Consider the following 14270-nt stretch of genomic DNA (forward strand, 5'->3'; position numbering starts at 1 on the left):
GCTGAATCGCTTTGCGGTTGAATCGCTTACGGGGAGGAATTCACATCATGATGCAGGCAGGTATCTTTACCGGCTATTTCCCTTACGGCCTCGAGGAGGTCGCCCAACGCATCCGTGCGCTCGATTTCAACACCGTGCAGCTAGACCTGCATTTCAGGGATATCGATCTCTCGGCCGGGCAGATCACCAAAGACAAGGCGAAAAAGGTCCGCGATACGTTTCGCCGCCACAACCTGCCGGTCTGCTGCATTTCCGGCTACACCAACATCATCCACCCTGAAAAGGCCGAGCGCGACAAGCGCGTTGGCTATCTCAAGGAGATCATCCGCAACGCGCGCGATTTCGGCAGCCCCTATGTGATTTCGGAAACCGGCACCTACAACACAGAATCCGACTGGGTGCATCACCCCAGGAACAAGACGGAAGAGGGGTTCGAAGAGTGCCGCAAGGTGATCTCTGATCTCGCCCAGACCGCCTATGACCACGGCGCGGTCTTCCTGCTCGAGACCTATGTCAACAATGTCGTCGGCTCGGTCGAGGAGACGGTGAAGATGTTCGCGCAGGTCGACCATCCCGGGCTTGGGCTGCTGATGGATCCCACCAACTATTTCGAGGCGCATAATATCGACCGGATGGACCAGGTGCTGAACCAGGTGTTCGACACGCTGACGGACAAGATCAGGATCGCGCATGCCAAGGACGTCAAGCGCTCGGGCGGCGACAAGTCAGAGAAGCATGCCGATATCGGTGACGACAATGCGCATGAGGGGCTGACATTTCGTGGTGTCGGCGAGATCGAACTGCCGGCGCCGGGGCTCGGCTCGCTGAACTACGACCTCTATCTGAAGCGGCTAAGCGAAAAGCATCCCAACATTCCCGTCATCATCGAGCATCTGACCGAGGACGACGTGCCGCGCGCCAAGACATTTCTGGATGGAAAATTCCGCGCCAACGGCCTTTGAGGCCGAGCGGGAGAAGACGATGGCGATGGCAGCCAAGACAAAGCGTGACTACAGCCTGATTGGCGAAAGCACCCGGATCGCGATCGAGACCGGGCTGGCCTCAGCAGAATGGTATCACACCGACGTGCCGCGCAAGGCAATGAAGGAGCTGATGCAGCGCTCCGACGGACCGGCGATCCGCGACACGATCGTCTGGGTTGCTGCCATCCTGGGCTCTGCCGCCGGCATCATCGGGTTCTGGGGCACGTGGTGGGTGGTGCCGTTCCTGTTCGTCTATGGCGTGCTCTACGGCTCCTCCAGCGACTCGCGCTGGCACGAGTGCGGCCATGGCACGGCCTTCCGCACCCGCTGGATGAACGATATCGTCTATCAGATCGCCAGCTTCATGCTGGTGCGCAATCCCGTGCAGTGGCGCTGGAGCCATGCCCGCCACCACACCGACACGATCATTGTTGGCCGCGATGCCGAGATCGCGGTGATGCGGCCGCCCGATCTTCTGCGGGCAGGGCTCGCCTTCACCGGCGTCCTCGATTTTCGCTATGCGCTGCCGACCCTGGTCCGCCAGGCGTTCGGCAAATTGTCGGACGACGAGAAAAGCTATGTCCCCGAAATGGAGTGGGCAAAGGCGGTGACAGCCGCGCGCTGGCATCTCGTGATCTACGTTACGGCAGTGGCGCTCGCGCTCTACCTTTGGTCATTCCTGCCGTTGGTGCTGATCGGCCTGCCGCGCCTCTATGGCAGCTGGCACATGGTTCTGACCGGCCTGCTGCAGCATATCGGCCTCGCCGACAACGTCGTCGACCACCGGCTGAACACTCGCACCGTCCATATGAACCCGATCAGCCGCTTCATCTACTGGAACATGAACTACCATGTCGAACATCACATGTTTCCGATGGTGCCCTATCACGCGCTGCCGAGGCTTCACGCATTGATCAAGCACGATCTGCCGGAGCCGAACCCGTCGATGTGGCATGCCTATCGCGAGGTGTGGCCGGTGCTCATCAGGCAACTCCGCTACGAAGACGCTTTTCTCGAGCGCGAACTGCCGCCGACGGCGCGGCCATACCGGGACGAGTTTCACGCACTGACCATTCCGGCAGCAGCAGAATAGGCAGCCTCGAGGCGAACGCTATTCCGGCCACGTGCCACTGCCGAGCGCGGTGTACAGCGCTTCGGCGTCGGTGCCGAGCGGGCGGTCTTCGTTGAGCGTTGGCACCAGCGCGCGTATCGCGGCATGGATCGCGGCGGTGCGCGGCGCCGGGACGAACCCGTCGCGCAGGTCGATCGCCTGGGCCGCAGCCATCAGCTCGAGGGCAACAAGCCGCCGCCACAGCAAAATCATCCCGGCGCATTTCGAAACGGCAAGAGGGGTCTGCGTGGCATGGTCCTCCACGCCTTCGGACACGGGCAGGAAGTCAAGCATCACCGGATTGGCCTTGTGGCGGATCGCGGCCACGATTGATGTCGCCGTCTTCTGCAGCGGCACAAAACCGGCCGATGCACCGCCGACCGGAGACAGGTATTTGGGCAAGCCGTTGCGGCCCGAACCGGTGAGCTGGATGAAGCGGGCAGCACTGGCGGCGGCTGTCTGGGCGATCGCCAAACCCAGCGTCTCAAACGCCAGCGACAGCGAGGCGGTGTGGAAATTGCCGGTGGAAAGAACCAGGTCATCGTCACCCAGAACCAGCGGATTGTCGGCAGCGGCGTTGACCTCGATCTCTATCGCCAGCCGCGCCTGATCGATCGCGTGGATCAGCGCACCATGGATCGACGGCATGCAGCGGATCGAAAGCGGATCCTGAAGGGTGGACGGCGCGGTTACCTCGTCGCGGTCGAGCAATTCGCGCAAGCCTTTCGCCGCCTGTTGCTGGCAGAAGGCTGGCCGCGCCATATGCAGGCGCGCGTCGAGGATTGTGCGGTTGGCGCCGATGCCTTCCATGGTCAGCGCACCGGCCTGCTGCTGCTGGGCAAAGACCGCCAGCGCGTCCGTCACCGCAAGGGCGCCGCCACCGGCGGAGACCGCGGAAGCGTTGATCAGCGAAAGCCCATCCTTGGGCGCCAGGCTGATCGGGGCGAGGCGCGCCATCATCAACGCCTTGGCCGCCGGCATGCGCCTGCCCTGGTAGTCGGCCTCGCCTTCGCCGATCAGCATGCGGGCGAGGGCGGTCATCAGCACCAGATCTCCAGCGCCGATCGAGCCCAGTGACGGCATGACCGGATGTACGCCGGCGTTGAGCGCCTCAACCAGGGCGGTAAACACATGTGGTGAAAGACCGGAGCCACCGGCGGCCAGCATCGCCACCCGGGCAAACATCGTGGCCCGTACAGCCTCGACGGGCAAGGTTTCGCCCACCGCAGCACCCCTGCCATCGAGGAGCTGGCGCTGGAAGGTGCTGGCATCGCCTTCGACCGCCGTGCCGAGATTGGCGCCGAGGCCGGTGTTGAGACCATAGATCTGCTGGCCGGAAGCGGCAGCGCCATCAAGCACTTTTCGTGCCTTGTCGAGCCGCTCGATGACCTCGGGTGCCACTTCCATCTTGCGCGCTTCGCGGGCGACAGAGGCGACGTCGGCGACGCTGATACCGGCTCCGGTGAGGATGAGCGCGCTCATGCGAAGCGAAGCCTCTGGCCGATGCCTTGCGCCTGCGCCTTGGCCAGCATCGCCTTGCCGAGCGCGATATCGGACAGCGACAGGCCGCGATGCCAGAATAGGATCGTCTCGTCGTCGCTTTCACGCCCGGCTTTGAGACCGGCGGCGATCTGGCCGAGTTCGGCATGCAGCGTCTTTTCGCTGAGCCGCCCGGTCTCGACATGGGCGCGCAGCGAACCGAATTTGCCGCCCTTGCACTGGCCCCAGTCGTCGACGACCATTTTCTGCATGATGTCGGTCAGGGAAAGCTCCACCGCGCTCATCGTGCCGTAGGGCACGACCAGCGCACCAGGCTTGATCCAGGCGGTCTTCAGCAGCGGTTCCGGCTCCGGCAAGCGCGAGGCCTCGATGACGATGTCGGCGCCTTCGACGCAGCTTTGCCAATCGGCCACCGCCTTGACCGGCTTGCCAAGATCGGCGGCCAGTTTCGCGGCGAAGCCATCGCGGCTTTCCGGCCGGCGCGAATGGACGCGGATCTCGTTGAAGTCGAAGAGATGGTCGAGCAGCCGCACATTCCAGTAGGCTGTGCCGCGTGCGCCGATATGGGCAAGCACCTTCGAATTCTTGCGTGCCAGGTACTTCGCGCCGATGGCGGTGACGGCGCCGGTGCGCATGTCGGTGATGACAGTGGCGTCGAGGATGGCGCGCGGTGTGCCGGTGCGCGGATCGAACAGGTTGAGGATGCCGAATTCCGACGGCAGGCCGTGCAGGTAATTGTCGACATAGTCGCCGACGATCTTGACGCCGGCGGTGTCGAGCGGCGCGACGTAGCCGCGCAGGACGTTGAAGTGGCCATGGAAGGCCGGGTCCGGTTCGAGGTGGACGCGCGGTTCAATCACCGTCTCGCCATTGCCTTGCGCGACGAGACCAGCCTCGACCGCGGCGATGATTTCGCCATCGGTCATTTGAAGGGCTTCGATGTCGAGGGCGTTGAGATAGTCGATATAGATCGGCTTCATGCGTACACGGTTCCTGCTGATCCACGTCCTGAGCCCCATTCATTCCATAACAGGCCGCGAGGCGACACGAAAGTTTGTTGGCGCATTGTCTGGACGGTGCCATTCAAATGCTGTTCAACCCAACCCGTTATCGACTTGTCGGACAATTCCCCATGATTCCTGGTGACATGGGAGAGTTTCCCCGGACGGTTCCGCGCATGAAAGCCATTTCGCCAGACGAAACCTCGCAACAGCCTTCAACGGCAATGACAGCAACCAATGCGCGGCGTGTGGCGCTGATCGTTGCGATCGCCTTCTTCATGCAACTGCTGGATTCGACGATCATCTCGACCTCATTGCCGCAGATGGGGGCGTCCTTCGGGGTACCGGCGGTGGCGATGAGCATCGGCATCACCGTCTACATGCTGACCATGGCTGTCTTCGTGCCGCTGTCGGGCTGGCTCGCCGACCGCTTCGGCGCGCGCAACATCTTTCTCATCGCCATCGCGCTGTTTACGCTGGCTTCAATCGCCTGCGGCTTTTCGCAGAACCTGATCCAGTTCGTCGCCGCTCGCGCCGTGCAGAGCGTGGGCAGCGCGCTGATGACGCCGGTCGGCCGCATCCTGGTTTTGCGCAACGCTCCCAGATCGGAACTGCTCAATGCCACGGCGCTGATCACCTGGCCGGCACTGTTCGCCCCGGTAGTCGGGCCGGTGCTGGGCGGCTTCATCACCACGTACCTGTCCTGGCACTGGAATTTCTTCATCAACATTCCACTCGGTCTTGTCGGGTTGGCGCTGGTTGCCCGCTTCGTCCCCGGTGACCGCGCGGCTGACCCCAAGCCGCTCGACTGGCCGGGGTTCTTCCTGACGTCACTGGGGCTTGCTTGCCTGCTCTATGGTCTGGAGCGCATCGCCCATCCTGAAGATGGCATCTTGCCAACAGTTCTGCTGCTTGGTGCCGGCATTCTCATCGGCTGGCTGGCGGTGCGCCACCTCTATCGTGCCGCACATCCGTTGCTCGACCTGTCGTCGTTCAAGGTGCTGACTTTCGCCATCTCGACGCTGGCGGCCGGCACCATCTTCCGGGTGGCGATCAATGCCACGCCGTTCCTGTTGCCGCTTCTGTTCCAGGTCGGTTTTGGTCTCTCGCCGGTCGATGCCGGTGTGATGATCCTGGCCTATTTCCTTGGTAATCTCGGCATGAAGACGGTGACGACGCCGACGCTGCGCCGTTTCGGCTTCCGCGCGGTGATGGTCGTGAACGGGGTCATCGCTTCCGCATCGATCATGGCCTGCGCAGCGATCTCGCCGCAGACGCCGCAGGTTCTGGTAATGGCGCTGATGTTGCTTGCCGGCCTGACGCGCTCGATGCAGTTCACGGCGCTCAACGCTCTGGCCTTCGCCGATATCGCTGCCGAGCAACGGAGCTCCGCCGCTACCTTGTCCAGTATGCTGCAGCAATTGGCGATGCTGTTCGGCGTCGCGGGCGCGACGGCGATCCTCAATCTGTCACAGATCGCGAGGAACCGGCCCGCGCTCGACCTCGTCGATTTTCGAATCGCCTTCCTGGTGATCGGCGCCATCGGGCTGGTGGCATCGTTCCGTTTCCTGATCCTGCCCGCGACAGCAGGGGCCGAGGTTTCCGGCCATGCCTCAAGGAATTGACGTCGCTTTTTCTGGCAATCGTGGAGATAAATTCCGTCTCCTCCTTTCGCCGTGAAGCGGAGATTTCGCGTGCGCCTTGAATGGCGCGAGCCATTGCCAAAAGTGCTGTAGATTCCGGGCATTGCGCCAGTTTTGGAAATCGATGCGTCCACTCCAAGAATATCGTCTCAAGCCCAGGTTCTGAACGCGGATTCATTTGACGAAGCGGCGCGGAGCCGATTAGCTTTCGTTTTTCGGGATGGCAGCGCTGCCATCGGGGTGAAAGCAAGCAATGAACATGGCCGGCTGGCTGAACATCAGGAGCCTGAATCAGGAAGGCATTGTCTTTGCCATCGCCGTGGTTCTGTTCGTTGCCGCTGCGATCGGTCTGCCTGGTTTCATCGATCCGAACAATCTCGTCGCCATCGTGCGCTCGGTATCGGTTCTGGGCATCCTGGCGCTCGGCATGGCTGTCGTCATCATCGGCAGGGGCATCGACCTGTCGGCGGTGGCGATCATGGCGATGTCGGTCGCCTGGTATCTGCAACTCCTGAATTCCGGAACGCCCGACGGGCTGGCTTTCGCCTATGTACTATCAGGCGTGCTCGCCATCGGGCTGCTCAACGGCTTTCTCGTCGCTTATGCCGATGTGCCGGCGATCTTCGTGACGCTCGCCACCGGTTCCTTCACCTTCGGCTATGTGCGCTCGCAACTGATCACTCAGGACGCCGTGCCGGTGCCGCAAGGCCACTGGGTCGAGTTGCTGGGCGGCCTGCGTTTCCTCGACGTTCCGATCGAAGTGTTCGTCTTCGCCGGCCTGGCTTTCCTGTTCTTCCTGTTCCTGCGCTACACAAAATGGGGCCGCTACATCTATTTCGCCGGCGACAATCCGGTGGCGGCGCGCAACATCGGCATTCCGGTGCGGCCAATGCTGGTGCTGCGCTATGTGCTCTCGGCTTTCGTGGCGCTGATTGCCGGCCTGCTCACGGCCGCCAGCCTGCATTCGATCAACACGCGCGTGGTCAACTCGACGCTGCTCTACGACATCGTTCTGGTGGCGGTGATCGGCGGCATCGGCCTGTCCGGCGGGCGAGGCGGGGTGCGCAACGTGCTGGTGGGCGCGGCGCTGATCGGCATCCTGCTCAACGCCATGACCATTATCGACATTCCGCTGCTCTATCAGAACCTGATCAAGGCGGCGATCCTGCTCGGCGCCATCATCGTCGACGGCATCATCAATCCACGCGACGAACAGACAGCACAGCAAGGCGACATCTAGGGGTACCCGGTGCGATCGCGAACGGTCAGCCGGCAATGAAAAATGAAACGAGAGGATCTGACATGAAATTCATTCGGACATTAATGGCCGCCGCCACCGCGCTTGCGGTCACAGCCTTCGTGGTGCCCACTTTCGCCGCCGACGATCCAGGCCCGGCCGCCTACGCGCAGGCGCTCAAAGGCAAACGCGTCATGCTGGTGCCGCTGGCGATGGGCTTCGACCTGGCGCAGGGCTGGGCGCACTACCTGAAGAAGGAAGTCGAGGCCTGGGGCGGTGTGTTTGAAACACGCGATCCGAACTGGGTCGTCGACGCCGGAGCGCAGGCCATTACCGATGCGATCTCATCGGACACCAGGCCTGACGTTCTAATCATCCATGCACCCGACCTGAACTCCTATTCCAAGTTGATGAAGAAGGCGCAGGCCGCCGGGACCTATGTCATCCTGGTCGACAATCCGGCGAACTTCCCTGCTGACGCCTTTGTCGGCAGCGACTGGGATCGTCTGGGCCAGCTCGAGGCAGAAGCCGCAATCAAGGGCTGCGGACCGAATTCGTCGAAGAAGATCGGACTGGTGCAGGGCGATCAGGCCAATTCGTCGAGCCTCTACCAATATGCCGGCATCATGAAGGTGCTGGACAAGAACCCAGACTTCAAGGTCGTGGCCAAGCCCGACTCCAACTGGGATGCGACGACCTCGCGCAACGTGACGACCACGATGTTGCAGCAGAACCCTGACATCTGCTCGATCATCGATTTCTGGGACGGCGACGCGACCGGCGCTTCCGCCGCGATCCGCGATGCCAAGCTCGACGGCAAGGTGTTCCTGGTAACCACCGGCGGTGGCGAGAAGGCGGCCGATTGCGACAAGCTGCAGGACGGCACCTACGGCGCTGTCGTGATGACCGACCTTGCCCGTCAGTCGGGCGACATGAACGCCATCATCAAGTTCCTGCTGCAGAGCGGCCAGCCGGCAGGCACGTCGCATACCTATATCTACACGCTGGAAAAGGCGACGACCAAGGCCGACCTCAAGCCCGACAGCTGCTGGGATTTGAAGGCGCTGCAGGCCGAAGCGGCGGCGAAATAAGCCGCCGGTTTGCTCCTGATGAGGTGCTCGGGTTGTCCTAACTGCTTGAGGTTTGCGCTGCCCCTCACCCTTACCCTCTCCCCGTATAGAGACGGGGAGAGGGGGGCGTCAGCGCTGGAGCTTCTCCCTTCTCCCCGTCATTATACGGGGAGAAGGTGCCGGCAGGCGGATGAGGGGCGGCGCCGAGATCGAGAGTTACTTCGAAGCAATTTCCCCGGGGACAAGCCAGCCCTCTTTCTCTTGCAATAGTGACCTGATGTCCTTTCGTGAACGCCTCCAGTCCTGGCGCTACAATCTCGTGCCCGACCATGTCGTCGGCGAGATCCTGACCAAGCGCTGGACCGACAACGCCATTCCATTCCTGGCGCTGGTGGTGACGCTGGCCACTTTCGGCTCGATCATCCCCGGCTTCTTCAAGCTGACCTCGCTGCAGGAATCGACGCGGCAGCTTGGCGAATTCTCCATGGTCGTTACCGGCATGACGGTGGTGATGCTGGGCGGCGGCATCGATCTGTCGGTCGGTTCGATCTTCGCGCTGTCCTGCTTTTCAGCCGTCTACGTCTTCTTCATCCTTGAACAGTCGATCTGGCTGGCACTGGCCGCGTCTCTCGCCGCTGGCCTCCTCTTCGGCGCGATCAACGGCTACCTCGTCGGCTACCTCAGGCTGCGCGCCTTTCTGACCACGCTCGTCACCTTCATCTTCGGCCGCGCCCTGTTCGATATCCTGGTCACCACCTACGCCGCCGACGTGCAGTTCTCCACCGCGACATCCGATGTGCTCGACTTCATTGGCGACAGCACATTCTGGGGCTTGTCGGTCTCGGTCTGGCTGGCGATCATCCTGGCCATTGTCACCCATATCGCGCTGACGCGCTCGCGGCCCGGCTGGCATGTGCTGGCGGTCGGCGGCTCCAGGCGTTCGGCGCACAATGCCGGCATCCGCGTGCGCCGCACCGTGTTCATGACATATGTTTTCTCCGGCTTCTGCGCTTCGATCGGCGGCTTCCTCATTGCTTGCCGGCTGAGCGGGGCAGGGCCGGGTACCGGCCTCAACCTCGAAATCATGGCGCTGACGGCGGCGGTGGTCGGCGGCGTCAGCCTTGGCGGCGGCCGTGGCTCGGTGATCAAGGGGCTGATGGGCGCCATCATCGTCTTGACCATGACCAACGGGCTGATCCGGCTGGGCTACGGCACCGGCACCAACCAGATGGTGCTGGGCATCATGCTGGCGGTGGCCGTGACCATCGACATCCGCTGGCTGAAGAACCGCCACAAGGTGCTGAACGAGGTCTATGTCGCGCCGGTCTATCTCAAGATGGGCGAAACGCAGTCGGCGGCGCCCGGTTCGGGCACGCCCTATGAACTCGACAACCGGCTGTCGGCGGCCGACCATATCGGGCTTGGCGAGTTGGAAGGGCCGGAAGACGTCATCCTCGACCGCGACGATCATCTCTATTGCGGCACGCGGCATGGCGAGATCGTCCGCTTCTTCGCGCCGGACTACGTCAGGTCGGAAGTGTTCGCTCATATCGGCGGCTTTCCGCTGGGCCTAGCCTTCGACAAATCAGGCAACCTGATCAGCTGCGTCGGCGCCATGGGCCTGTATTCGGTGTCGCCGGACCGCGAGGTCAAGCGGCTGTCGGCGGAGACGTCGCGCTCATGGACCTCGATCGTCGACGACGCGCGGCTGCGCGATCCCAACGACTGCGACATCGCGCCAGACGGCCGTATCTATTTCACCGACTCGACCAAGCGTTATGATGCCCATGACTGGGCGCTGGACTCGATCGAGAACCGCGCCACCGGACGGCTGCTGGTCTATGACCCGAAGGACGGGTCGACGAAGACGCTGCTCGATGGCTACCGCTACACAAATGGTGTGTGCATGGCCCATGACGGCAAGTCACTGTTCTTCGCCGAAAGCTGGGCCTGCCGCGTGCACCGCTACTGGCTGGAAGGGCCGAAGGCCGGCACCGCAGAATGCGTCATCCGCGACATGCCGGGCTACCCTGACAACATCAACCGTGCCTCGGACGGCAATTACTGGATGGCGTGGCTCGGCATGCGCACACCGAGCTTTGATCTCTCGCTGCGCCACCCTGATATGCGCAAGCGCATGACGCGGCGGTTGCCGCAGGACGAATGGCTGTTCCCCAACATCAACACCGGCGGTGTGGTGAAATTCAATGAGAAGGGCGGCATTGTCGAGGCGATGGGCGACCTCACCGGCGGCGCGCATCCGATGGTCACCTCGATGCGCGAGCACAAGGGTTATCTCTTCGTCGGCGGCATCCTCAACAACCGCGTCGGCCGCTACAAGATATCAGGCGCCGACCCGAACTGGACGAGTTCCGCTTCCTATTGGGGGGCGAAATCATGATCCTCGATCCGATCCTGGATATCTTTCGCGGCAAGGCCGTCACCATACCGCCATTGGATGGCGCCTTTCGGCCGAACACGCGGCTCGATGATGTCTCGGCCTTCGCCGAGTTGGTGGAACCCGACAATTTGCTGGTTGCCGATGGCCGGCTGCTGGCCTCTGGCGGCAATGCTATCCACGCGATTTCCACCGGCGGCGAGCTTGCCGTGTTCGAGACTTTCCCATCCACGATCACGGCGATGGCACTGTCGCCATCGGGCGAACTGGCGGTGGGGCTGGAAAGCGGCAAGCTGTTGATCGCGAGCAGGGAGGTTTCCTTGCCAGGCGATATCCGCTGCATCACCGCACTTGCCTACGCCGATGATGGAACACTGTGGCTGGCCAATGGCTCGGCCGAACACGCGCCGTCGCAATGGGCCGCCGACCTTATGAAAAAGGGTGTGTCGGGCTCGCTGTGGAAATGCGGGCCGGGCGCCATCGGCTTTCAGAAAATGGCTGGCGACATCGCGTTTCCTTACGGTCTTCGCCCGATGGGGCGGGATGTGCTGGTCGCGGAAAGCTGGCGTCACCAACTCGTCCGCTTCGATGGCGCGACCGGGAGCCGGTCGACCGTGTTGACGCATCTGCCCGGCTATCCGGCACGGCTGACGCCAGCCAGTGACGGGGGAGCGTGGCTGAGCCTGTTCGCGCCGCGCAACCGGCTCATCGAATTCGTGCTGCAGGAAACCCACTACCGGCGAGACATGATCGACCAAGTGCCGCCGGCCTACTGGATCGCGCCCGCGCTCGCCTCGAACCGCAGTTTCCTCGAGCCGCTGCAATGCGGCGGTATCCGCACCATGGGCATCCACAAGCCGTGGTCGCCCAGCCGCTCTTACGGGCTGGTGGTCCGGCTCGACCGGGACATGCAGCCGCAATTCAGCCTGCACAGCCGCGCCAACGGCACGCGCCACGGCATCTGCAGTGTGGCGGAGAGAGATGGGCTTCTGTTCGTCGCGTCCAAAGGCGGTGGCTGCGTGCTGTCGGTCGACCTCGCGTCGGGAGGTTTTTGATGGAACCGATCGTTCGCCTGGAGAATGTCACCAAGAACTATCGCGGCGTGCCGGCGGTGAAGAATGTCAGCTTCGATCTCAGGAAGGGCGAGATCCACGCGCTGCTCGGCGAGAACGGCGCTGGCAAGTCGACATTGACCAAGATCATCGCCGGCGTGGTCGACGCCACCTCCGGCAAGATGTTCCACAAAGGTGCCGAGATCGCCTATGCGTCGCCGCACGCGGCGCTCGAGGCTGGCATCGCCATGGTGTTCCAGGAAACCAGTCTGGTGCCGTCGATGACGGTTGCCCAGAACCTTTATCTCGGCACGGAAAAGTTCCTCAACCGACTGCGCGGCACTTACATTTCGGCGCAACAATTCCTGCAGTCGTTGAATTTTCCGGTCGACCCGAACGCCATGGTGGCAACGCTGGGCGCGGCCAAACGGCAGATGGTCGAGATTGCGCGCGCCGTCCACCACAACGCCGAGATCATCATCTTCGACGAGCCAACGGCAACGCTGACGCCGGAAGAGAAGCGGCACTTCTTCGCGCTGATCCGCCGGCTCAAGGCGGGTGGCGTGTCGATCGTTTTCATCAGCCATGCGCTGGAAGAGGCGCTGGATATTGCCGACCGCATCACCATCCTGCGCGACGGCGAACTGGTGATCACCGACGACACGTCAGCCTTCGACCGCGACAAGATTGTCGCCGCCATGGTGGGGCGCACGTTGTCGGGCCAGCTCTACCGGCAGCGCGACGAGGCGAGGCTGCGCAAGGCCGGCAAGAAGGTGCTTTCGGTGCAGGACATTTCGATGAGCAATGTCGTGCGCAACAATTCCTTCTCGATCTTCGAGGGCCAGATCACCGGCGTGTTCGGGCTGATCGGGTCGGGCCGCACGGAGACGTTCAAGATTGTGTCGGGCATCTACAAGCGCGATTTTTTGCGTGGCGGAACGATCGAGCTGGACGACAAGCCGGTGCGCTATCTCGTGCCGAGCGAGGCCGTGGCGGACGGCATTGTCTATGTTACCGAGGACCGCAAGAGCGAAGGCATTTTCGAGACGATGTGCATTGCCGAGAACCTGTTCGGCGGCCTGCTGGCGGCCGGCCGTGAAAAGGCCTGGGTGATCAATGCGCAGGAGATGCGTGCGCTGTCGGCCGAGTGGACCAAGACGCTGAACATCAAGGCGATCAACGACAATGCGCGCGTCGTTGAATTGTCCGGCGGCAACCAGCAGAAGGTGGTGATCGGCAAGGGGCTGGTGCAGCAGCCGCGCATCGTCATCTTCGACGAGCCGACGCGCGGTGTCGATGTCGGCGCCATTGCCGAAATCCACCAGATCATCAATCGGCTGGCCGATGAGGGCCTGGCCGTCGTCGTCATCTCGTCCTACCTGCCGGAGATCATGAACCTGTCCGACCGCATTCTGGTCTGCCGGCAAGGCCGTATTGTCGAGGAGTTTTCGCCTGCGGAGGCGACGGAGGAGAAAATCATGTACGCGGCGGTGCATTAGATTTCTGGCCGGTGCGTATGTCGACAATTGGCGAAAACGCCTGTCTCTTCGTCATCCTGGGGCGTAGCAAGGAGCGAAGCGACGCGGCGCAGACCCCAGGATCCATGCCGGGACTCGGAAGCGCCGCTACGTTGCCGAATTCTGCATCGCTGCACGCCTCGGCTGATGTCGCGGCATGGATCCCAGGGTCTCCGCGACGCCGCTTCGCGGCTGCTCCGCCCTAGGATGACGACGATGAGGTGCTTCGGCCAACCTGCAAGGTTCTGCCCCACCCCGCGCCAGAAACTGAATCAGTCGAACTGATTGGCCGCATTTGCTCAACATCTGATTCAATTCACCAACGGTTCAAACGAAAGGAAATCACCATGGCCACGACGAAACTTCTGACCGATGCCGAGGTGGAGAAAATCCCGGCGGCGAAAGCCGTGTTCGACGACATCCGGGCGACGCGCAAATCGGATTTCGTCAACAATTTCTGGCGGGGTCTGGCCAATGATCCGGCGGCGCTGAAGCGGATCTGGGAACAGCTCAAGGTGGTGATGGTCGCCGACAGCGCCATCGATCCGCTGACCAAGGAGATGATCTACATCGCGGTATCGACCGCCAATGGCTGTTCCTACTGCGTCCACTCGCACACCGCAGCCGCCCGCGCCAAGGGCATGACCGACGCGCAGCATGGCGAGCTGGTTTCGATCATCGGGCTTGCCGGGCAGACCAACCATTTGGTCACGGCAATGCAAATCCCCGTCGATCCGCAGTTCGAGGTGAAGTGAGGT

Annotated in this window: 11 protein-coding genes; 9 read left to right on the plus strand and 2 right to left on the minus strand. The window is 62.4% G+C overall.

Annotation, left to right across the window (positions count from 1 at the left end; all coding sequences use genetic code 11):
• Nucleotides 1–47: 47 nt before the first annotated feature.
• Nucleotides 48–962, plus strand: coding sequence for a sugar phosphate isomerase/epimerase family protein (locus GA829_RS16710; RefSeq protein ID WP_195173822.1), 915 nt, complete (start codon nucleotides 48–50; stop codon nucleotides 960–962).
• A gap of 25 nt (nucleotides 963–987) precedes the next feature.
• Nucleotides 988–2076 (plus strand): fatty acid desaturase family protein, encoded by a 1089-nt coding sequence (locus GA829_RS16715; protein WP_374940355.1) that lies wholly within the window; start codon nucleotides 988–990, stop codon nucleotides 2074–2076.
• Between the two features lie 18 nt (nucleotides 2077–2094).
• Here the strand turns inward: GA829_RS16715 and GA829_RS16720 are convergent, their stop codons facing one another.
• Both GA829_RS16720 and GA829_RS16725 read right to left on the minus strand, forming a co-directional pair.
• Nucleotides 2095–3576 carry an HAL/PAL/TAL family ammonia-lyase gene (locus GA829_RS16720; RefSeq protein WP_195173824.1) on the minus strand — a complete coding sequence of 494 codons (1482 nt, stop codon included), beginning with the start codon at nucleotides 3574–3576 and terminating at the stop codon, nucleotides 2095–2097.
• Nucleotides 3573–4574 carry an ornithine cyclodeaminase family protein gene (locus GA829_RS16725; RefSeq protein WP_195173825.1) on the minus strand — a complete coding sequence of 334 codons (1002 nt, stop codon included), beginning with the start codon at nucleotides 4572–4574 and terminating at the stop codon, nucleotides 3573–3575. The genes GA829_RS16720 and GA829_RS16725 overlap by 4 nt, the downstream gene beginning before the upstream one ends.
• Before the next feature lie 197 nt (nucleotides 4575–4771).
• On the opposite strand from GA829_RS16725, the gene GA829_RS16730 reads away from it, so the two are divergent.
• The 7 genes from GA829_RS16730 to GA829_RS16760 all read left to right on the plus strand — a co-directional run bounded on the left by GA829_RS16730 (nucleotide 4772) and on the right by GA829_RS16760 (nucleotide 14267).
• A complete protein-coding gene (locus GA829_RS16730) occupies nucleotides 4772–6220 on the plus strand; it encodes a DHA2 family efflux MFS transporter permease subunit (RefSeq protein ID WP_374940356.1) in 1449 nt (482 codons plus the stop codon).
• Between the two features lie 271 nt (nucleotides 6221–6491).
• On the plus strand, nucleotides 6492–7478 hold the full coding sequence (locus GA829_RS16735) for an ABC transporter permease (RefSeq protein ID WP_195173826.1): 987 nt from the start codon (nucleotides 6492–6494) through the stop codon (nucleotides 7476–7478).
• A gap of 62 nt (nucleotides 7479–7540) precedes the next feature.
• On the plus strand, nucleotides 7541–8566 hold the full coding sequence (locus GA829_RS16740) for a sugar ABC transporter substrate-binding protein (protein WP_195173827.1): 1026 nt from the start codon (nucleotides 7541–7543) through the stop codon (nucleotides 8564–8566).
• A 256-nt stretch (nucleotides 8567–8822) separates the two neighbouring features.
• A complete protein-coding gene (locus GA829_RS16745) occupies nucleotides 8823–10946 on the plus strand; it encodes an ABC transporter permease (RefSeq protein WP_195173828.1) in 2124 nt (707 codons plus the stop codon).
• The gene (locus GA829_RS16750; RefSeq protein ID WP_195173829.1) at nucleotides 10943–11998 is read left to right on the plus strand and encodes an SMP-30/gluconolactonase/LRE family protein; all 1056 of its coding nucleotides are present in this window, start codon (nucleotides 10943–10945) and stop codon (nucleotides 11996–11998) included. The genes GA829_RS16745 and GA829_RS16750 overlap by 4 nt, the downstream gene beginning before the upstream one ends.
• A complete protein-coding gene (locus tag GA829_RS16755; protein WP_195173830.1) occupies nucleotides 11998–13494 on the plus strand; it encodes a sugar ABC transporter ATP-binding protein in 1497 nt (498 codons plus the stop codon). The genes GA829_RS16750 and GA829_RS16755 overlap by 1 nt, the downstream gene beginning before the upstream one ends.
• A 365-nt stretch (nucleotides 13495–13859) precedes the next feature.
• A complete protein-coding gene (locus tag GA829_RS16760; protein WP_195173831.1) occupies nucleotides 13860–14267 on the plus strand; it encodes a carboxymuconolactone decarboxylase family protein in 408 nt (135 codons plus the stop codon).
• Nucleotides 14268–14270 lie beyond the last annotated feature (3 nt).

The sequence above is a fragment of the Mesorhizobium sp. INR15 genome, from assembly GCF_015500075.1.
Taxonomy (GTDB): Bacteria; Pseudomonadota; Alphaproteobacteria; order Rhizobiales; family Rhizobiaceae; genus Mesorhizobium.